The organism is Pseudoalteromonas sp. NZS100_1 (assembly GCF_015864285.1).
GTDB classification, from domain to species: Bacteria; Pseudomonadota; Gammaproteobacteria; order Enterobacterales; family Alteromonadaceae; genus Pseudoalteromonas; species Pseudoalteromonas arctica.
Window position 1 is genome coordinate 193739 of the sequence record NZ_JADYXN010000001.1, and the last position, 21510, is coordinate 215248.

21 protein-coding genes, 1 tRNA gene and 1 pseudogene are annotated in these 21510 nt (G+C 36.8%); 11 read left to right on the forward strand and 12 right to left on the reverse strand.

What is annotated here, in order from left to right; genetic code table 11:
- Positions 1–18 precede the first annotated feature (18 nt).
- Positions 19–606 (forward strand): response regulator transcription factor, encoded by a 588-nt coding sequence (locus I6F66_RS00845; RefSeq protein WP_197208474.1) that lies wholly within the window; start codon positions 19–21, stop codon positions 604–606.
- 22 nt (positions 607–628) lie between these two features.
- Here the strand turns inward: I6F66_RS00845 and I6F66_RS00850 are convergent, their stop codons facing one another.
- The 3 genes from I6F66_RS00850 to I6F66_RS00860 form a co-directional block, all read right to left on the reverse strand.
- Positions 629–2584 (reverse strand): LapD/MoxY N-terminal periplasmic domain-containing protein, encoded by a 1956-nt coding sequence (locus tag I6F66_RS00850; protein WP_197160387.1) that lies wholly within the window; start codon positions 2582–2584, stop codon positions 629–631.
- Positions 2584–3291, reverse strand: a complete 708-nt coding sequence (locus I6F66_RS00855; protein WP_007583156.1) for a transglutaminase-like cysteine peptidase — start codon at positions 3289–3291, stop codon at positions 2584–2586. The genes I6F66_RS00850 and I6F66_RS00855 overlap by 1 nt, the downstream gene beginning before the upstream one ends.
- 147 nt (positions 3292–3438) lie before the next feature.
- Positions 3439–3897, reverse strand: coding sequence for an LPP20 family lipoprotein (locus I6F66_RS00860; RefSeq protein ID WP_024593173.1), 459 nt, complete (start codon positions 3895–3897; stop codon positions 3439–3441).
- 140 nt (positions 3898–4037) lie between these two features.
- Between I6F66_RS00860 and I6F66_RS00865 the strand changes: the two genes are divergently transcribed.
- Positions 4038–5231, forward strand: coding sequence for a flagellar assembly protein FlgT (locus I6F66_RS00865; protein ID WP_197175343.1), 1194 nt, complete (start codon positions 4038–4040; stop codon positions 5229–5231).
- A 4-nt stretch (positions 5232–5235) separates the two neighbouring features.
- Here the strand turns inward: I6F66_RS00865 and I6F66_RS00870 are convergent, their stop codons facing one another.
- A complete protein-coding gene (locus I6F66_RS00870) occupies positions 5236–6138 on the reverse strand; it encodes a LysR substrate-binding domain-containing protein (RefSeq protein WP_024589976.1) in 903 nt (300 codons plus the stop codon).
- A gap of 112 nt (positions 6139–6250) precedes the next feature.
- Between I6F66_RS00870 and I6F66_RS00875 the strand changes: the two genes are divergently transcribed.
- From I6F66_RS00875 to I6F66_RS00890, 4 genes are all read left to right on the forward strand, one after another.
- Positions 6251–6979: a glutathione peroxidase gene (locus I6F66_RS00875; RefSeq protein ID WP_010553231.1), complete on the forward strand. Its 729-nt coding sequence runs from the start codon at positions 6251–6253 to the stop codon at positions 6977–6979.
- An 82-nt stretch (positions 6980–7061) separates the two neighbouring features.
- A complete protein-coding gene (locus tag I6F66_RS00880; protein ID WP_039484710.1) occupies positions 7062–8510 on the forward strand; it encodes a dihydrolipoyl dehydrogenase in 1449 nt (482 codons plus the stop codon).
- Between the two features lie 144 nt (positions 8511–8654).
- Positions 8655–9587, forward strand: coding sequence for an exopolyphosphatase (locus tag I6F66_RS00885; RefSeq protein ID WP_165740789.1), 933 nt, complete (start codon positions 8655–8657; stop codon positions 9585–9587).
- Between the two features lie 116 nt (positions 9588–9703).
- The gene (locus I6F66_RS00890; protein ID WP_197175347.1) at positions 9704–10297 is read left to right on the forward strand and encodes a DUF4303 domain-containing protein; all 594 of its coding nucleotides are present in this window, start codon (positions 9704–9706) and stop codon (positions 10295–10297) included.
- Positions 10298–10374: 77 nt separating this feature from the next.
- Here the strand turns inward: I6F66_RS00890 and I6F66_RS00895 are convergent.
- A pseudogene (locus I6F66_RS00895) lies at positions 10375–10457 on the reverse strand.
- 134 nt (positions 10458–10591) lie between these two features.
- Between I6F66_RS00895 and I6F66_RS00900 the strand changes: the two are divergent.
- Complete coding sequence (locus I6F66_RS00900; protein WP_197208476.1) at positions 10592–11737, forward strand: site-specific integrase; 1146 nt, start codon at positions 10592–10594, stop codon at positions 11735–11737.
- 7 nt (positions 11738–11744) lie between these two features.
- Here the strand turns inward: I6F66_RS00900 and I6F66_RS00905 are convergent, their stop codons facing one another.
- Both I6F66_RS00905 and I6F66_RS00910 read right to left on the reverse strand, forming a co-directional pair.
- Entirely contained in the window at positions 11745–12302 is a 558-nt protein-coding gene (locus tag I6F66_RS00905) for a hypothetical protein (RefSeq protein ID WP_197208478.1), read from the reverse strand.
- A gap of 33 nt (positions 12303–12335) precedes the next feature.
- Complete coding sequence (locus I6F66_RS00910) at positions 12336–14564, reverse strand: DUF2971 domain-containing protein (RefSeq protein WP_197208480.1); 2229 nt, start codon at positions 14562–14564, stop codon at positions 12336–12338.
- A 182-nt stretch (positions 14565–14746) separates the two neighbouring features.
- Between I6F66_RS00910 and I6F66_RS00915 the strand changes: the two genes are divergently transcribed.
- From I6F66_RS00915 to I6F66_RS00930, 4 genes are all read left to right on the forward strand, one after another.
- Entirely contained in the window at positions 14747–15619 is an 873-nt protein-coding gene (locus tag I6F66_RS00915; protein WP_197208482.1) for a hypothetical protein, read from the forward strand.
- A gap of 86 nt (positions 15620–15705) precedes the next feature.
- Entirely contained in the window at positions 15706–15951 is a 246-nt protein-coding gene (locus I6F66_RS00920) for an AlpA family transcriptional regulator (RefSeq protein WP_008170945.1), read from the forward strand.
- Positions 15944–16237 carry a hypothetical protein gene (locus tag I6F66_RS00925; RefSeq protein WP_197208490.1) on the forward strand — a complete coding sequence of 98 codons (294 nt, stop codon included), beginning with the start codon at positions 15944–15946 and terminating at the stop codon, positions 16235–16237. Before I6F66_RS00920 ends, I6F66_RS00925 begins: the two co-directional genes overlap by 8 nt.
- A 3-nt stretch (positions 16238–16240) precedes the next feature.
- Entirely contained in the window at positions 16241–18007 is a 1767-nt protein-coding gene (locus I6F66_RS00930; protein WP_197208492.1) for a replication endonuclease, read from the forward strand.
- A 346-nt stretch (positions 18008–18353) separates the two neighbouring features.
- Here the strand turns inward: I6F66_RS00930 and I6F66_RS00935 are convergent, their stop codons facing one another.
- The 5 genes from I6F66_RS00935 to I6F66_RS00955 form a co-directional block, all read right to left on the reverse strand.
- A complete protein-coding gene (locus I6F66_RS00935) occupies positions 18354–19190 on the reverse strand; it encodes a hypothetical protein (protein ID WP_197208494.1) in 837 nt (278 codons plus the stop codon).
- Between the two features lie 174 nt (positions 19191–19364).
- Positions 19365–19439 (reverse strand) — tRNA-Arg (locus I6F66_RS00940).
- Positions 19440–19511: 72 nt separating this feature from the next.
- Complete coding sequence (locus I6F66_RS00945; RefSeq protein ID WP_197208496.1) at positions 19512–20180, reverse strand: FlgO family outer membrane protein; 669 nt, start codon at positions 20178–20180, stop codon at positions 19512–19514.
- A gap of 7 nt (positions 20181–20187) precedes the next feature.
- Entirely contained in the window at positions 20188–20880 is a 693-nt protein-coding gene (locus tag I6F66_RS00950; RefSeq protein WP_197175350.1) for a FlgO family outer membrane protein, read from the reverse strand.
- Positions 20881–20893: 13 nt separating this feature from the next.
- Positions 20894–21487: a FlgO family outer membrane protein gene (locus I6F66_RS00955; protein ID WP_007583140.1), complete on the reverse strand. Its 594-nt coding sequence runs from the start codon at positions 21485–21487 to the stop codon at positions 20894–20896.
- Positions 21488–21510: the final 23 nt, after the last annotated feature.

Below are 21510 nucleotides of genomic sequence, written 5' to 3' on the forward strand. Positions count from 1 at the left end.
TTTATAAATGGAGAAGTAATGCGCCAAAGTATTTTTATTACACAGCCTGAATTTGAATCGAAACACTGGCATACAGCGTTTCCTGGTTGTTTGATATTCACAAAAGAACCACACAGAGTCACGGCATCAAGTATTATTTGGGTTTTGGCCGGCACACCTAATTGGCTTGAGCTTGTTAAAAAGTATTCTCAGCAACGTTTACTGGTTATAGTTATGACCAACGAACTAGAAATAAATCAACTAAGAAGTGCGCTTGAAGCAGGAGCTAGGGGGTACGTAGAAGCACTTGCTACTAAAGTAATTATTGAACAAGTACTTGAGACAATTTTTACCGGCGGAATATGGTTACCAGGGCAATTACTATCTAACTTAGTAGGAGCTTTATCAAATACACCGTTTAAATATGCGAGCACATGCGAGCTTGATGTACTCACAAAGCGAGAACGTCAAGTAGTTGATATTGTTGTAACAGGTGCAACTAATAAGCAAGCTGCAGAATCTTTAAATATTACAGAACGCACAATTAAAGAGCATATGAGCTCTATATTTAATAAGCTAAAAGTTCGCGACCGAATTCAATTAATGTTAGTTGTAAAAGGGCATTAACCGCACAGTTAATGCCTATTACTTACTCTTTAATAACCCCATCAAAACCTAAGTTAATAAGCGTATCTATATCATCTTGGCTTGTTACACCTTGAGCCACCACTTTAATACCAATAGAATGCGCTAACGTACACACTCCTCGCAGAAATGTTTGGTTATCTTGGCTGTAACTAATATTGTGTCCGTAAACGCTATCAACCTTAATCATTTCAAGACCAAATTCCTGAATTTTATTAATTTTAGTAAATTCAGGGCCCACACGTTTTAATGCTACCTTAGCGCCCATACATCGAGCCTGCTCACAAAAATCTTTAAATATCTCAATTTCGCTAACGGCAATACTTTCACGAATATCAAAACAAATTTTAGAGGCTAAATCAGGAAACGCCGAAAGGTACGTAAGAATCGAAGCAAGTGCAGCATCATCAAGTAGCGTTTGAGCAGATAATTCAACCGAAATCAGTTCACTTGGTGGCTCAATACTATAATGAGCCACCAACGCCTTAATTAAACCCCAATCTAAACGCGCTAATAACTTTAATCGGTTAGCCCACTGGTAGTAGTAACTAGCACGGTATACTTGCCCACCAAGCTTTAGGCTCAACCCTAATTGATTTTGCATTACCTGCCCTGTAAAGCTAGTTACTGGGTAAGTATTTATTTCTAAATTATTATTATTGAGTGCCTCTTCTATGGCATTTTTCCAGCTAGTTGCATTATCAAACAGCTCACTTTCTTGCTTGATCTGAGCTACTTTTGCTTGTACATCAGATTGTTTACCCGATGATTTTAAAAGTTCATCCGCACGCTTTAATACATCAAATCGCGTGTCGTCTTTTTGAATATAAGTACAGCTGTGAGGTATCGCTAGCTTAACGTTTTTATACTCTTCAACAAACGATTGATGCATCAATAAAATACGTTCACTGATTGCTTGAATATCATCAATATCACTAAATAAAACGGTAAAATCGCTGTGAGAAATACGTGCAATGTAATTTTCAGAAAAGTGTTCTTGGTTGCTCTCTAAGAAGCTAACCAACATCTGTGAAAATCGACGTAGAAAGTTAACCATTTCTACTCGTCCCACTTCCTCACTTACGCGATCGAGGTTTACAACCCTAAATAAAAACAAAGCACCATGGGCATGATCTTTCGATTTTTGTAAGTGAGCCTCAAGCGTTGCACCAAAGTATTCTCTATTTGCTAAACCAGTTAGCTCATCGTGTTGCGATTTAAATCTAAGCTCTTCTAAACGTTTATTATCTTCTTTAATAATACGGCTAAAACGGGTAGATAATTGGTTCATTGATTGCACTAAACGTGCAAACTCAAATGTACGAGGGACGGTGGATTTAATAAAACGTTTTTCACCAAATGCATTAGCCTGATACACAACATCATCTAGTGGTTTTAATATCCTACTTAAAAAGTAAGCGCTAACTATACAAGCAAAAAAAGCGACAATTAAAAAACTAAAAAATAGTTTAAGCGCACTTTCCCATAAGGCTTGCTCAGCATATTGACTATGACTTTCTATAAACAAAGTACCAAACTGCTGCCAACCATCATTTACTTGCCCAACCCCTGGCTGTACATTTAATCCATACATTGCTCTAAACCACTGCGGAGCCGTCGCTTTAAGCTCATCGGTAAACGTGCGTTTAACAATCACCTCACCATTAGGGTTTTGTAGTTCGATTCGCTTATAGTGACCGGTATCAAATGTGGCCGATACTAATAACTCAAGCTCAACGGGGTCTTTGTCTAATTGGCTGATCATTAACGCGAGTGAACTGGCGTTATCTACATTTTTTAAGTACAGCTGGGTCGAAAAATAACTTTTAGCCGAATTAGTGCTAATTAAAACACTACTTATAAAGCCTACAAAAATAACAATTAATAATGCAATCCACAGCTCTTGCCTGAGTGTTATTTTTCGTTTTTTAAGGTACTTAGATAAGGAAAATGATGCCATTACCACATAACTCCTTCTTTGGTTGTCTGCTCCAAAATTTTACGCCAGCGTGAAAGTCTTGCTGTTGGGCTGGCTACACTTTTGGTTGAATTATTAGCCCATAAACCTTGGCTGTTAAAGCTAAAAACAGGGCTTAAATCTACACGTTTTGCAGCAGGTAAAACCTTTGTTATTAAACTGTCTAAAATAAGTGGCTGAGCGTTTGGTGTAGCAAAATAACCTAACACCATATGTGCTTGCGTTTTGTTAGTGCCCGCAATTTTTGCTTTTACATAAATAAGACGTAACTTGTCGTCGCTCACCCCTAGGGCTCTCAAGCTTATATACTTTGCTATTGCGTAATCTTCACAATCACCTAAGCCTCTGCCTAACGTTTCTAAAGGGGTTGCCCAATAATCGTTTTGTTTCCATAGCAAAATATCAGTTTGATAGCGTAAATTACGCGCAAAAAAATCATTAACAATAAGAATTTGTTGTTGCTCTGGTTTGTTTTGAGTTTGTACCAACATACTTTGCCAGTTACGTGCAACAGCCGCTCGCGCAGGTCCATATTTTTGACCCATCAGCTCAATAAAGGTATTAAATTGAATAGTTAGTCGGCTTGCAAGCACACCACTAGAGAGTACAAAAAACAGTAATAGGTAGCGCAAATTGGCTTTGCACCATATAAATAATTTAGGATTTAAATAAGTTGGCTTAAACGCCATTTACAGAGCCACTGTTAATATAAGTGGCAATAAAATACATCTGTTGAGCACTACGCAATCTGCTTAAAAATTAATCCTAACAACAGCATAGCACTCAATATAAGAGGATGAGATATTTTGAATAACTTTTTTAATTAACTGGGCTATTTAGTAATAAGTTACTTTTTTAACTTCGCGTGGTTTTACTTCACCTATGTATAAATCGTGCACACGCTTCATATTAAGCTCAAGCTCGGTCACGTAAGTGTCATCTACTGCGTAAGTTTTAATTATTTGTGCACCTTTAATAAGCCCCTGCACTTTACTTTCTAGGTAATCGTCTTGAGCAATTGAACCTTCCACCGTTGTTCCTGCGGTAATTTTTTGCCCATATACTTGCTCAGTAAGCTCGCGATAAGCCTCAAGCTTAGAAGCCTTAATTGCCATAAGTTGCTTTTGCGACAGGTTAGCGCCTTTTTGCAAGCTAATAGGTGCATACCCTATCGCTTTTAAAACAGGGTAATTATTTGGCTCTACATATTTATATTCAACATGCTTATCAAAAACGCTGCTACAACCACCTAAGGTTAAACACCCAAGTGTAATAAGTAATGAAATTGCTCGCATAGCATTTAGCCCTTGTATAGTAATTAGCAGTACATATGCACGTTTAATGCCATTTATAGCATTACTAATAATTACCAAATAACATTGGTACAGTCCTTGCTCTACCTAGTTAATAGCTAACGTTTAATTGGAGTAAAAGTATGAAGTCGTTTTTATTATTGGCATTTGCAGGGTTAAGTGCAACGGCATTATTAACGTTCTCCCCTTTTACTAAAGCGCAGTGGTATGAATCAACAGGCCATGCGAACGTTCAAAATGGTGATACGAGCGCAGCTAAATCTGCCGCTATAAAAGATGCAATTACACAAGCGTTAGTGTTCTCTGGCGCACGGGTTAGCTCTGTACAAACCCTGGTAGATGGCGTGTTAATGCAAGATCAGCTAAAAATTAGCAGCCACGGCGAAATTCAAAAAATTGAACTGATCAGCGAAAATAAATACGACAATAAATTTGCCGTTACATTACGACTCGATATTTTTTCTCAAACAGAGCAATGCCCACAAAATAGCTTTAATAAGTTTGTGGCCGTTACACAAAGCCAACTTGTTCATCGTGAACACGCCAAAATGGGTCAAATATTTGACGTAAGCAAAGCGATTAGCAAAAATATTTTTACCTCACTGCAAAAATCAAAAATGAGCGCAGTACCTATTGCTTACTATAATAATGCAATAAGCGTTGATAAATACTTTTCGCAGCAGCACGACTATTCAAATGCCCAATTAGAAGAAATATCTTCGCGCAGTAACGCTCAATATGTTCTGCTTAGCCAAATAACCAGCCTTTCGACTAGCGACAAACTCAATAACGATTATGCATTTTGGCAAGACGAGGCGTATGAGCGCAGTTACAACATTGAATTTGTATTATTTGATGGCACTACCTATGAGCAACTTTGGCAAAATAGTTACCATACTCAAGCAATTTGGCCATTTGAAAAAACAACCATAGTTGATGTTAATAGTGATAGATTTTGGCAATCGCCTTATGGGCAAAGCATAACCGATATCAACCAATCAGTAAGTTATGACATTCAAGCAGCTATGGCGTGTTTACCTACTCAAGGTAAAATAATGCATATGGAAAATAGCAAAATCGTTATTAACTTAGGTAAAGCTCATGGGTTAAAAAAAGGCCAAATGCTAAGCATTGCGCACCATAACTATTTAACCGACGCGGCAGGTAATGTTATGCCACACACCATCACAACGCTTAATAAAATTCGCGTAGAGCAGCTTTATCAGCAAACTGCAGTAGCTGTCAGTATTGATGACAAACCACTACCTGGCGTGCAAATTAACGATGTTGTAGAAATAATCAGCCAAAACCTTTAAATATTTAATTAACTTTTTTAGTTAATTTAGCTTTTAAATTAGGGTGAGCCGATAACCACTCGCCCAATTGTTCTACACCAGATAAATGCGGATAATGCTTTCTGCATGCAAACACCACATTACGCTGCTGATTAGGGAATATAGGCAAGTAATCAATCCCTACACGGTCGGTACATGCTAACTTTGGTACAAATGTAATACCGTCATCCATAGCCACTAACGCTAATAATGTTTCTAAACTATTACCTTTATACTGGTTAGATACATCGACTCCTGCAGAAAAACAAAACTTTTGGGCTTGATCTTTAAAGCAATGGCCATCACTTAACATTAATAGGCTGCATCCTTGAAGATCGCTCAGCGCTACTTTTTTATGCTTAGACAGCGCGTTATCGTGTGATACCGCCACTAAAAAATCTTCTTTGTATAAAGCAACCGTATGGTAATTAATAAGCTCTGGCACATCGGCTAAAATAGCAAAGTCGAGTTCACCCTTGTTTAAAGCTTCTAAAATTGTTGCTGTTTGCATCTCAATAAACGAAAACTGGCTATCAATAAATGCCGCTTTCATCGATGTTAGTAACGCAGGCAACAAGTAAGGTGCAATGGTAGGAATAATACCAATAGTTAATTTACCTTGTAGAGGCTCGTTAGAAGTAGCAGCAAGTTCTTTGAGTATTTGCGTTTGCTCTAAAATAATCTCTATTTGCGTCAACAAACGTTCACCTTTTGCTGTTAAGGTAACTTGCTTGGTTGAGCGATCAAACAAAGTAACGCCAAGCTCATTTTCGAGTTTTTTTACTTGACCACTTAATGTAGGCTGGCTTACAAAACATGCATCGGCAGCTTTGCGAAAATGTTTATATTGCGCTATTGCTTTTACATATTCAAAATCTTTTAAGTTCATATTCAGCTCTACGTGATAGTTTATAACTATCAGTTTAATACAAACAAACGATTGGAACTATATTTAATTATTCACCATAATGGCTATCAACAAATCAAGAGGAACAAAAATTATGTTAAACAATATCGAAGGTCAAACAATCCCAAGTGTTACATTTGCAACTCGTCAAAATAACGATTGGAAATCAGTAACAACAGATGACATTTTTAAAGGTAAAACTGTTGTAGTGTTTTCACTACCAGGTGCATTCACACCAACATGTTCATCAACTCACTTACCACGTTACAACGAATTAGCAGGCGTACTTAAGCAAAACGGCGTTGACGAAATTGTATGTTTATCAGTAAACGATACCTTTGTAATGAACGCATGGGCTGAGCATCAAGAAGCGCAAAACATTACTTTATTACCAGACGGCAACGGCGAATTTACTGACGGCATGGGCATGTTAGTAGACAAGAACGACCTAGGCTTTGGTAAGCGCAGCTGGAGATACTCTATGCTTGTTAAAGATGGCGTGATTGACAAAATGTTTATCGAACCAGATTTACCAGGTGACCCGTTTGAGGTATCTGACGCAGACACAATGCTTGATTACATCAACCCTAAGCAAGCTAAACCAGAACCAGTAAGCATCTTTACTAAACCTGGCTGTCCTTTCTGTAAAAAAGCAAAAGAACTTCTTGCAGAAAAAGGCTTCGCATATGAAGAGATTGTTATGGGTGCAGGCGCATCACTAACAAGCCTAAAAGCTGTATCTGGTCGTGACACTGTTCCACAAATATTCATTGGTGGTAAACACATCGGTGGTTCAGACGACTTAGAAAAATACTTTGCTTAATTAATAAGTAAATTAAATACCTAACGTTAGTAGGTAAAAAATAGGGGCTTTTATGCCCCTATTTATTAGAGGAAAAAATACTATGAAAGAATTGCAAACCGATGTTGTTGTTATAGGCGCAGGCACTGCTGGTTTAAGTGCTTATCGTAATGCTAAACAGTTCACACAAAATGTATTAATGATCGAATCAGGCCCATACGGCACCACATGTGCACGTGTTGGTTGTATGCCAAGTAAGTTATTGATTGCAGCCGCTGAAGCTGCACACGCAATTGAAATGGCACCTGCATTTGGTGTTCATAGCTCAAAGCCTATCATTGATGGCAAAGCAGTTATGGCACGCGTTAAAAGTGAACGAGATCGTTTTGCAGGATTCGTAGTAGAAGCCGTAGATGAATTACCAGATGGTGATAAAATTCGTGGTTACGCTAAATTTTTAGACACAAACCGCATACAAATAGACGACCACACAATTATTACAGCAAAACGCTTTGTAATTGCCACCGGTTCACGCCCTTCGTACCCTGGCGTATTTAATAACTTTGGCGACAAACTTATTATAAACGACGACGTATTTGATTGGGATGATCTACCAGAATCAGTCGCTGTATTTGGCCCTGGTGTAATAGGTCTTGAAATTGGCCAAGCACTTAGCCGACTAGGCGTAAATGTAAAACTATTTGGTGTAGGCGGCGCAATTGGCCCACTTACAGATCCAGTCGTAAAAGACTACGCAAATACTGTTTTTGCTGAAGAATTTTTTGTAGATACCGACTCAAACGTATCTGACATGATGCAAGTTGGCGACAAAGCACAGCTAACTTACACCGACAAACAAGGTGAAAAACACACCGAACAGTTTGACTACGTACTTGCAGCCACAGGCCGAGTACCTAACGTAGATAAACTAGGCCTTGAAAACACAGGCATTGAACTTGATGAACGCGGCGTACCGCACGCAGACACACATACAATGCAGTGTGGTGAGTCAAACATATTTATAGCAGGCGATGCGAGTAACATGCTCCCATTGTTACACGAAGCATCAGACCAAGGTGCTATTGCAGGTCAAAATGCAGGGCGCTTCCCAGATGTACGTATAGGTCTGCGCAGAGCTAAAATTGCAGCTGTATTTAGCGACCCACAAATAGCAATGGTAGGCGAAAGCTACAAGCAAATTACTGACCGATTAGGCCCATGCGGTTGTTTTGAAGTAGGCGAAGTCAGCTTTGAAAACCAAGGTCGTAGCCGAGTAATGCTTAAAAACAAAGGTCATATGCGAGTATACGCAGAGCAAGGTACAGGTTTATTTTTAGGTGCAGAATTTATTGGCCCACAAGCCGAACACATCGCTCACTTACTAGCATGGGCTGTACAAAACAAAATGACCGTACCAGAAATGCTTGATATGCCATTTTACCACCCAGTAATTGAAGAAGGGTTACGTACCGCCCTTCGCGACTTAAATGCCAAACTTAAATTTGGCCCAGACATTGTAAATTCATGTATGGAATGTGGCCCAGGCGCATAACCTATTTACTACACATACAAACTTGCTAAGTAAAAGCCAAAACTAACGTTTTGGCTTTTTTTATAATTTTTTTAAGCTGATCTCTCAAAAAAAAATTTAACTGTTACACTTAATTGATAATTCAATTAAAAAGATGGAATAGCTATGCCCAATAATAAATTTAGACTAGTCACTCGCAGCGATTTTGATGGCTTAGTGTGTGCCGTATTGCTTAAAGACTTAGACCTAATTGACGATATTTTATTTGTTCATCCAAAAGACATGCAAGACGGCAAAATAGGCATTACCGAAAATGACATTACGACCAACCTCCCCTACGTTGCAGGCTGTCATATAGCATTTGATCATCACCTTAGCGAAACCGTTCGTAACTCAAGCGACATAAAAAATCATATTATTGACCCAGAAGCCCCATCAGCTGCTCGCGTAGTTTATGACTATTATGGCGGCGCTGAAAAACTTCCAAATATTTCTGTTGAAATGATGGACGCGGTAGATAAAGGCGATGCTGCTCAGTTTTCAAAAGACGAAATATTAAACCCAACCGATTGGGTATTAATGAACTTTATTATGGATGCGCGTACAGGACTTGGCCGTTTTCGCGAGTTTAAAATTTCAAATTACCAATTAATGATGAAACTGATTGATGCGTGTAAAGATCAGAGCATACAAGACATTCTAAAAATGGAAGATGTAGCCGAGCGTGTTGCTTTATATAACGAGCATAACGAAAAAGCAAAAGAGCAAATTTCTCAATGCGCTACCGTGCATAAAAACTTAGTGATCCTTGATTTAACCCAAGAAGAAACTATTTACGCCACAAATCGATTTGTTATTTATGCAATGTACCCCGACTGCAATATCTCGATTCATAAAATGTGGGGCCTTAAAAAGCAAAACGTAGTGTATGCCGTTGGTAAATCTATCACTAACCGCAGTTCGAACACCAATGTTGGCGAGCTGTGCTTAAAATATAATGGTGGTGGCCACTTAAATGCCGGTACTTGCCAAGTAGAAACAAGTAAGGCCGAAGCGGTACTGAGTGAGTTAATCAATACAATTACGAGTGATGGTTAATATTAACTTACAATAACCAGAGTAGTAGCTCTGGTTATTTTATTTTTTGCAGGGTGAGTTTTAATCACTCTCTTTTTCATATAAATTTCTGTAATCATAAAAGAAATAATGACCTCATGTTAGATACTAAAAACTTCGAAAAAACACTTTATCAAGATACCAAAAAAGCATTTAAAGACATCATTCAAAAATATGGTAACGATCTTTATGTAATGGGTTATTACCACACAGGTAGCTACTCATTACTGCCAATGTTTAATACTTTATCAGATTTAAAAGAAGTATTTGAAACAGAGTACAACAACGATGTAAGTAGCTTTTACATGGCTAAATGGAACCCTGAGGACTACCCGACGCTTGAATATTATTCAGAATACTTTGATGAAACAACGCTAGAATGCCAAAAACTAGAAAACAGCATTGATTTGTTTCAATCAGATATAGAGGCGATGGATAATTGGCACCAATGGCTTACAGCAATGGAAAAAGTACTTATGCAATTAGATGCAGAAGGATTATTTTCAAATGGTATTGAACGCGAAAAAATCACTTTAGCCATACTCGCCTATGATGAAGAAGAAAGCATTCAATTTAAAAGAATCAAACGACTTAATCCACCAGCCGTTCTAACGCAAATTCAAGCTGACTTTGAAGCAATGATTACAGAGCGTGAAAAATGTGAGCAAAAAGTGTTAAACGCCTTCAATTAAAAAGTGCAACACTACTACATATACGCTATACACAAAGTATAAGGGAGGGAGGTTAAAATATAACTCATTGATTTAATTGGTAGCCCCTGCAAGAATCGAACTTGCAACTGCCCCTTAGGAGTGCATTTTATAGATGTATTCCTATATACCCCAATGAACAACAAAAAACAAAAAGCAAATATAAACCATTGTTTTAAATAAACTAAAAACAAAACTAAAAATACACCATTGTTCTCCCTTGTTCTTTGCGGCACAATGCACTTGCTACATATGTGCTACACAGTGAGAAACAGTATGCCAGTCAAAGCCAAAATAACATTATCGAGTATTAAAGCTTTAAAACCTGCCGATAAACGATTAAATGATACCGAAGTAACAGGTTTTCATGCTCGAATATCTAGTGTAGGAGCAATATCTTACTTCTTGTTCTATAGGCACAAAGGCAAACAAGTAAATTATCACTTAGGCTATGATGGGCGAATTACCCCAGCGCAAGCCAGAGATTTAGCAAAAAATAAAATTGCCGAGGTAACTCAGGGTACTAATGTTCACGAAGTAAAAAAGCAAGACCGCATTAAAACAAAAGAATCAAAGCTATCTACCTTGCAACACTTTTTAGATGAAAAGTACTTTCCTTGGCTGCAATCTCGTAACCCTAAAACAGCAGATAAAACAAAAAAGGCATTTCAATCAGCATTTAGTAAATTCATGGATTTTCAGCTATCAGCTATTACAGCATGGGAAGTTGAAAAATGGCGTAATAAACGTTTAGAAGATGGAATTAAACCAGCAACTACAAACCGCCAACTAAATTTAATTAAAGGCTGCTTAAGTCGCGCGATCGAATGGGAAGTTATCGATAGCCACGATTTACAAAAAGTAAAAGCTCAAACTGTAGATAACGCAAAGGTTCGCTATTTATCAAAAGATGAAGAATCACGTTTACGTGAAAGTATTGCTAAGTTTGATATTAAGCATCTAACCACTATCGTTATTCTTGCTATAAATACAGGTATGCGTAAAGGCGAAATTTTATCGCTTAATTGGAATGACGTTAACCTAGAAAATAAAGTGCTCACTGTTGATTTTCAAAATGCTAAATCAGGCAATACTCGCCATATCCCTTTAAATACACAAGCATTTAATGTTTTAAGTGATTGGCAAAAACTATCGGGGAATAGTGGCCATGTGTTTAAAGATGGTAACCAGCAACGAATACTAGATTTTAGATATGATTGGGCAGCACTTTTAGAAGATGCAAGTATTACCGACTTTAGGTTTCATGACTTACGCCACCACTTTGCAAGTAAGCTCGTCATGGCAAGTGTAGATTTGAATACAGTTCGAGAGTTGCTAGGTCACAGTGACTTAAAAATGACACTAAGATATGCACACTTGGCGCCAGAACATAAAGCTGCGGCAGTTAATTTAATTGGATAAGTTTTAATTAGCTCCAGTCTTCCCAACGCTTACCTCTCGCATGCCATGGTAGGGCTGGTTGGCTTCTAACTTTTTTGCACCGACCATTCTGGATATGAAATGTTTCAATCAGCTCAAAAACGCGTTTAACTTTGCGGTTATAGCTAATTAATATAAAAAGAAGAGGTTCAGGAGAAGCTCCCCACTGCTCTTTAACTGCATTTAAATTATCTTCGTAGTAACGATTATCTGAATACGAAACAAAGACAGAAAACTCACAGCTTTCTTTTGCAGCTTTAAGTTGTCGCACCTCATTTACCTTTTCAATTTTTCTAGGTTCAGTCCACTCCCATTCTAAATTAGAAATTACTTTCTCGTCATTGTCTTTAATTACAGCATCAGTCCTATTTCCGTGTTCGAAATACATAAAATAACCAAGAAGATCTGAGGCTGTTCTAGCACAAATACCGATATGTGTTGTCCACTCAGCTCTTGACGCTATTTCTTTGTGCTCTTTTGTTAAAGGGAAATCCCTATACCATAGAACATTAAATAATGTAGTGAAATCTTTTGTTATACGTTTCAACTTTTTATCCCATGATAACTAATCAAATTACTTTCATATTTCTAAATAGTCATATTCTAGTGTAAACAATTTCTCTTCTGATATTGTAGCTTTTCTTAAGTAGATTTTAGGTTCAGCTTGATTTCTATTTTTATTAAGATCAATAATTATTTTTTTAATGAAATCAAGCTTAGAGAGCGGGAAGTTGCATCCTAGTGTAATACCTAAAACTCTTGCGTTTATTTTACTTCTGTCGGGATTTGGAAAGCTATACCTTTCGTAATAAACCTTGCTTGCCTGATAAGATATCAAGCGAACTTCTTCTTCATACTCCCACTCCTTATTTTTTGTTAGCAAATATTGGTCAAAGATAAATTTGTCTTTCTCGACTTGCCTCTTCTGACCGTAAGTATACTTTACTTCACTAATACCAAACCCTGTAGGTAAACCATACCCAAACTCATATTCCACCATAATACCTTGATGATCACCTGTATAATGTGACCACATCAGCATAGATTTATCATTTTTAGAAAAGGAACAAATTCTATAATCTTTATCAATAAAATGCTCTTCTCCGATATCAGAAATGCTAGGCATCTCAATAGGATCGTTTAACTGTTGTTTTTCTGGAAGATAAAAATATTGATTAATCAGTGAATCAAGATAGTTCAGATTTAACGGTGAATATTTAAACAGCGATGTATTTTTAAGAGAAAGATTGTTATTAAATTGAAAACTATTAACCAGAGCAATATTAAACTTACGTCTCCAGTAATAATATGTTTCGTTTTTCAAGTCTTTACTTACTTTACTGACAGAGGAAAGAAAGTTACCTATGACTATATAATCATATTCTTTGCACTTTTCCATGATTTGCAGAGCCATTAAATATGATTCGCAAGCCTTAACATGATCTCCCATTCGATCAAAACCAACCCCAAGCAAATTATAAGTGACGATAGTAGGTTTATTAGTTTGATGGTAATTCTGAATACTATAAATTAATTCTTTAAACAGCTGATTGCTCAAATAAGATTTACACTGGCCTACAAAAGTATCAAATGTGGAAATATCATTGGAAGAATCCTGCTTCCGCATATCTAGCTCATCTTGATAAAACTTTTTATTCCACTGCTTCTCTATAGCTGATAACTCATGGTATAAATCGCTATATAAATAATGATCTATGAGCTCGGGATCTTCAAGTAGCTTCTCCGCCGCTTGATATGTACTCCAGATTGCTATACGAAACTTTAAATCCCCCCCTTTAACTAGCTTATACATAAGCTTCATGAAGAGAAGTTTAACTTCAACTGCTTTTTTTAAAGCACCATCATAGTTACTTCGCTTTACTTCATCATAAATAGTTTGATCTAAATGAACACCTAGAAATATTTGTGACATCAAGTAATAACACTTTGTTTCTGAATTATTTATAATATGTTCATCCCAGTTTTCGTTATAAATTTTTATAACCTCCTTGTACAGCTCAGCTTTAAAAGCGGTTTCAATAATTGACGCTTTGTTTAGGAACATGGCACCTGAATTCTTCCTCTTAATGAGTTCTTCAAATAGGCGAGCAAAGTTGTAATCTAAAAATTCATCTAAATCATAATCTATAACTTTTGACATTGCTGATTCATATGACAAAGTATTAGAGCTAATATAGCTTTTCAATACACCTACTTTAGAGTAGGAAACATCATCAAATAGGTAAATGCCTTCGTTGTGCCTTCCTGTTTTACTGAAAGCTGTAAAAAGAATATTACTTACAGACTCACTTTTATCTACACGTTCGTCATTTAAAGTTTCAATTAAAAAGTTCCATACATCTTTTTTGAAGTCGAAATTTTCAATTAAAACCTCACTCAAGCGCTTGTTTAAGTTTAAAAAATCACCTTGCTCATAATCAATCATGATTGACCTAAGGAAAGCATTTTCATCATTAGTGTTTGTGAATATTGCCCACCATGCATTTGCATTTTTATCATTTTTTGAAATAGCCATTTTAAAAAATGAATCCGAAATATAACGTTCGTTTCCATAATAAAATACTCTCTTAGCTATTTGACCTAAATACTCGTAAGCAAGATCAATACTACCTTCAACCTCACATATTTTAGATAAAATCTCTGCTGTAGGCTCAGATTTAAGATCTCTCATAAAATAGAGATAGCCCAAATAGTTTTCATTTTTTCCTAAAACATCATCCTCCTCGAAGAAGTCTAAGATTGAGAATCGACCATTGCGTATCAAATCTATTACTTTTTTGTCATCCATGATTTTCTCCTACTTCAATTAATTTATAACTCACAAGGCCTAATCCGAAGTTTGTAGTTACCAGCCACTCAACTAACAGATGTAAACATAACCTTATAATAAAAAGTAATACACCCTCTATGGTAAATTTGTGTCTTGAGATAAAATATCCAAAATCTATATAGTTAAAAAAGGATTTCACTGTGAAGAAGTACTACAGACTGACCGAGCTAGATAAGGCTTTTGACATATCGGTTGATGATACTCATTACCTTAATTCAGAAACTGACATTTCTTTTTGCTTATATTGTAAAACTTCAGACATAATTTTAGGTGGCTACAAAGAATCTAAGTTTTTTGGCTTTGGTAAAGCTACTTATTCAGGTTTAATAAAACTAACTAAACCACAGCAAACAACAATTTTTGAAAGTAAAAAGCTTAGTTTAGTTAAGTCTACCATCCTACAAAAAGATAAATTAACTGGCTATGATAGTGAGTACCCCTTCACCGTAGAGCTACCAAACAAAATATTTGAAGGTTGGCTCTCAGCGGCTTTTGAAAAAGTACCGCTAGCAACTATTCCCTTCTATTTTCAGCCTGAACAACGACAAAGTATGTTAAAGCAGTTTTGCAAAGGGATTTTTGACATATCTGATAATAAAGAAAAGCTAATAGAAAAAGCATCCGCTGTTTTTGATCCATCACAACCCGTTCCCGATGAACTATTCCCAACGTCAAAAATATTCACATTCGATGATATTTGTATTGAGCCTGATGAACTCGAAAGGGCTAAACATTACCTATTTGGCAATAAAGAAGAATCAGCAAGTAATACTAAACTTCGGCCTATTGATACCATGCTGATTAATATGCTTATTGAATTCCCTAATGATAGACCTAGTAAGATATGGGAAAGGTTAAAAGACGATTTACGTAATGAGCCGCGCAAGTTCGATACTGATGAGATAGTAGATGAAGTGGGTAAAGATACGCTTTATTGGTTTGACGATAGCGCTGAAATTCAACAAATAAAAAGAAAGAGCTTTTATAACTTAGTCAGTAGATTGAAAAAATGATTAAAGTCATAACTCCTCAAAGGACTCCTAGGACTTAACACCACACTTAAAGTCCTCCATGAACTTAAACGTACATGGAGGCTATCATGCCAACCACCACAAACAAACGCGCACTATCAGAAATAGAAACAGCCGAATATATCGGTATGAGTCGCTCTTTCTTACGTCAATCACGTATGGAAGGAAACCGCACAAATAGAACCCCAGCCCCGCCATTTATTAAAATTGGTCGCACTGTTCGTTATTTAAAAGATGATTTAGATAACTGGTTAAATAACTTTTGTCGCTTAGAGCATTTGGGTCAAAACCCTAACGGGGGTGATCATGCCTAAGTTAACTAGAGAACAAACACGCCTGTTAATTTGGTTATCGTTAGAAAATACGTATTTCGAAATTTGCCGTGAGATTGGTTATTCATATCGGCAAAAGAATGGGCTACATACCTATGTTAATAAGCATGGCCAGCCGTTTAAATTTGATACGCGTACACTTGATAAACTCGTTGATGAAGAGCTTGTAACAAGTGAAATAATTTATCATTTTGGCGTTAAATATGAACATTACTTTTTGACCAAAAAAGGTCGTGGTTTTGTATTTGCTTACGCTAACCCCAAATAGCCAATGGGTACTTTTAGAGAAACATTAATTGCAAAAGCGATTAATGAACAAGACGATATTTTAACGCCGTATTTAGCATTAGTTGATAGATACGATGCGGCGTTTTTAACTAAAAAATTAGCGCCATTTTCCAATAAAATTAAAAGTACAATTTTAACTGATGCTTTTAAAAAGCCTAATAACTTTGAGCGCAATCGCCATGTTTTAGATACCACGAATAAGCTTTATAAACTCTTACCTAAAAAACTCGCTCACCTATTCTTTTGCTTTGATGATGATATTAATAACATAGCGAAAGAGTGTGCAAACTATTGCCGCCAAATTGCTATAAACCCCGAAAAAGTTAACTTTCTTTACTATCAAGCTAAACACAAACAGCAAAATGATAACGAACTAGAGCGAACCGTTTCGCATGAGTTTCGTAGTAATGAAATGATTCATAGCGAAACTAATAGCGTAAATTCCGCTGTGTTTCGCTCTACTAATACCGAAATTAATAGCGAATTCACTGATGCCAAGCAAAAAGCCCTTTTTGATTTTTTATCAAACTATGCAATTAAGTTTGGTGTTTCGCCTATAGAGCCAAATAACAACATTAAAATATCAGGTTGTATAAAGCGCTATATCGATAACCGTTGGTGGCTACGAAAGTTTCGTAAACTCATTACCCAAGCAAACGAAAAAGCAGCCCTACATTTAAATTTCGTAAACAGAAAAAGAGAAATATATGCGAGCAATATAACAACTCAAAACCGCATTACTCAGCGCCAACGAAATGACGAATTACTTAGCTCAACCTATATACTTAACGAGCAAGGGCAACGCTATTCGTTAAAAGAAATATCAGACCTAAATGTATCAAACCCTAAGATACGAAAAGATGAATTACTATGTAGAGCAAGAGGCTTTGAAGACCTAGCGAAAGAGCTAGGACATGAAGCACTTTTTATTACGGTTACGTGCCCTTCTAAGTACCATCGTGCTTTTTCTAAATCAGGCGCTGCTAACCCGAAATGGGAAGGTTTTATGCCTGATGAAGCCAATAGCTATTTAAACCACCAATGGCAAAAAGCCCGTGCAGAGTTTAAACGTCAAAATATAGCGCCTTATGGTTTTCGCGTAGCAGAACCACAGCATGACGGCACACCGCATTGGCATATGCTGTTTTTTATTGAGAGCGAAAAACTAGACGCATTAAAAGCAATTATTCGCCATTACGCGTTAGAAGTTGATGGTGACGAAAAAGGCGCAGCGGAAAACCGTTGCGACTTTAAACAAATAGACCCAAACAAAGGCTCTGCAACTGGCTATATTTTAAAATACATAGCGAAGAATATAGATGGTGAAGGTGTAGGCGAAGATAAATTCGGTAACGATTCGCTACTTGTAGCCCAGCGTATTGATGCGTGGGCATCGTGTTGGTGTATTCGCCAGTTTCAGCAAATTGGCGGTGCTAGCGTTTCTGTATGGCGCGAACTTAGACGTTTACGCTCTATATTTAATGATAAAAAAGATAATCTATTAGAACAAGCGCGCTTTGCTGCTGATAACAGCGATTGGAAAGGCTACATACTTGCTATGGGCGGTTTACACACAAAGCTAAAAGATAGACCCATCAAATTACATTACGATTTAAACATCGTTGAAGAAACTGGCGAGTGCTTACAAAGCTATTACGATGGTGAACTCATACTCAAAGTAAAAGGCTTGTGGTTCGCTGGTAAAGCTATAATCACAAGGCACTATTCATGGAAGGTAGAAAAAGCATAACCTAAAGCTATAACGTATCAGCTAAAGCTCAGTATTATCTAAAAAGAGCTAAAGCTATCACTGTTAAATAAAATTGCAGTTAAATACAACATTTCAAATAGCTAAAGCTCTTAATTAAGCTTTAGCTCATATCAAACACCCATACAAAGCCAAAAATTACCTTTAACTTACCATTTGCCAGAATGGCAAAAAAGATCTTACTTGGAGTTCTGTAAATAACTGTACTGATCTACATAGCTTGATTTTTAAAAACATTCGTATTAACAGCTCACTAAAGCTAACTCTAAATTGACGTATGGGTTAGAAGGTAAGGTATTTGATATACTTACAATGATTATTTCTGTTGTTATTGTTCCAATTTAACGCCGTAGTCTTCGGCTATTTTCTGAGTAAGTAAAAGAATATTTAAATGATTAAATAATCGACATTCAATATTCGAAATAAACTCACAAGACATTAAATTACTAATTTCTTTCTCAGTTGCTGAAATACTATTAGATAGCTCTTTTATTTTATATTTTTTTTGAAGATATTTTAGGATAGGTTTAGGGTTTTTCTTTAAATAAGATTGCTTCAAACCCGATGCTAAATGGTCACAATCAGAAATTAAATCTTTAGGAGTGCGACTCACATTTTGTAGGTTGAATAAAGCAGGGTATTCAATTTTTTTTATCCATTTAGAAGGTATTCCTCCAACTCTAACCAAGCATCCTGTTTGCCAGTTTTTCCAAACCTTTTCAGCCTCAGTAACTAATCTATCTTTGGGTATTTTTTTGTCTAAAGGAGCCCTTCCATCATCAACAAAATCTTCATCAGCATAAAGTATGCAATCTTCAGCTAATCGAATATTTAATATTATTGGTAATGTTGCGGGAAGGTGCACAGGTATCTCAAGCGATTCGAACCCTTTAGGGTTATTCTCATGTAACCTAAGTGCTTTTTGATAATCACTGAAATTTAATTCTGAACAAATTTTAGATGAATAAGCAGAATAAGCTGCAAAATATGCAATTACATTACCAACATAAACACCTGAAATTTCAGGTATGAGCTCTCGCCTAACTCTATTCTCATCTCGGTATTCCCCCCCTCCTTTGATACCTAACTTCATAATACTAGGTAGTTGGCATAGAGTAGTACCGTGCTTAACCAAAGTTCCTTTTGGTAAAATATATTCTTTCATCTATTTAGGGTCTTATAGTCCGATAAGGTTATATGATGATGGTACTTCATTAGATACCAAGTTTCGACAATAAAGGTCGGCTCGCGCATACTTAAAATTCAATCTACGCTGCTACATATGTGCTACACGGAAATGAAACATCAACACTGAAAAAATGTAACCCATTGATTTAATTGGTAGCCCCTGCAAGAATCGAACTTGCAACTGCCCCTTAGGAGGGGGCCGTTATATCCATTTAACTAAGAGGCCACAAATAAGCTGTGTGCTTAGAAGTGTGAATTATAACGGCATCTGGTTTTTTATATCAAGCGACAACTGAACTTAATTGCTTGATAAGTATATATCTTCTTTATTTAGTACATAAATTGGGATTAGTTTTTGACTACTCGCGACAATTTTTTTTGTATGCGCGTTAATTACACGTGTATTTACAACAACAGCATCACTGCGATAAATTAATGTACCCGCTAATACATGGCTCGCCATTTGATCTTCGCTAAGCTTTTCAATATCGCGCGAAAAAGCAAAATCACCACGGCTATTTACATCTATTGTTTGGGTTGTTTTAAAATCAACCACGCCATAACCAAACTTTTGTAACTGATGAATTAACGTCTCAGATATTTGATTACCCAATTGATTGCTTTTAGTAAGCGATGAATCAAGATCGACCAAGGTAGTAACAGCAATATTAATATTGGCGTCGGTATCACTTTCAAACTCAAGCGTATCAACCAAATCTAGTGCCATTTGTTCTACATAGTTAGCAAGTGTTTTATGGTGCTTAAGTGGTGTAAATTGATTGCCGTTAACATCACCTTGAGTTGATTGTTGCTCGGCTGTTTTAAGCATGCTTGCTAGGTCATAATTTACTTGTGTGGTTGAAGATGCATTCATTTCAGCACTTTCACTATTTTGAGTAAAGGCACAACCAGTTAAGTTAGCTAAAGCAAAAAAAACGATAAAGCGGTTAAATAATTTACTATACATAATTATCTCACTTGCTTGCTTGTTTTAACATTATGCCATCAGTGCGATAGCTACTATTAAGCGCATCAACAACCGACTGTGGAATAAACCCTTGTGCAGAACCTACTACGGCCTTACTTTCTAGCCCAACAATACGTGCATTGACAAGTACACCACCTTGATGGTTTACAAGCGTACCGGCTAGTACATATTTAAAGTTTTGATCTTGATTTAGCTCTAAATAGTCGCGACTAAATACAAAGTCGCCTGTTGGGGTAACACGCATATAATCAGTTGTTTTAAAGTCAATAACGGGTACACCAAAGCTGTGTAATTCATGCATGAAGCTTTCTGCAATTTGGTTCCCTAGTAAGCTACCATCATTGTAGTCTTCATCTAAAAAAACAAAACTAGAAACAGCTAACGGTGTTTGTTCACTTACGTACTGTAAGTTTTCAACCATGTCTTGCATTATGCCGCGCACATAATGGTTAATATTTTTGCGCATTGGCGGTGTTGCTTTTGTGTAGTTATCTTGTGGAGCCATTCCTGACTGAAATAAGTTATCGTCAGAAACAGGCGCTGCAACGTCGCGTTGGTTACTCACCAGTTGGTTGCTTTGCTCACTTTGTGGTGTTGCGGTGTCTGTATTCATTGTGCCTAGTATTTGAGAGCAACCAAAGCCCAGTGGTAAGCATAATGTAATTAATAGGTTTTTCATTTTGTGCTCCAAATTAGTATTCGCTTCGGTATAAAAGTCCGTCACGCTGCTGAATTTTCTCATTGCCCCACATTACATTAATTGGGATCTCGGTACTTCCCGCAGAGAGCACCTGTTTATTTTCTATATTCACAAGTCGTGCATTAACTATGTATGCATGCTGCTGACGAGTCACTGTTCCTGTGATAACTAAGTCAATATTTTGGCGATTACGTAATTTACTTAAATCGCGACTTAAAATACTGTCTGAGTTTTCTGATAAAGAGAGGTTATTCCCAAGTCTGTACTCAACGGTGTGATAACCCAGTTGAGTAAATTGTGTAAGCAGACTTTCTTGGATCTGCTGACTTAAGCCTGAGGCTTGCCCTGTCACTAATTTTGTATCTAGTGCATCTGCATAAAAGAAGCTACTAACGCCAACACGTGCATTAGCATTTAATGCTCCGTTTAGGTGGTTAAGTTGCGACGTTAAATTAACTACATAGTCATTAACCGTAAAAGGAGCCATGGCTGCTTTAGGTGCATCTGTAGGCACACTTGGTTCTGGCGGCGGCACCAAGTTACAAGCAGCTAAATTTAAAAATAATAAAGGCAGTAAAAGGCGCATAATTGCCATCCTCTTCAAAACAT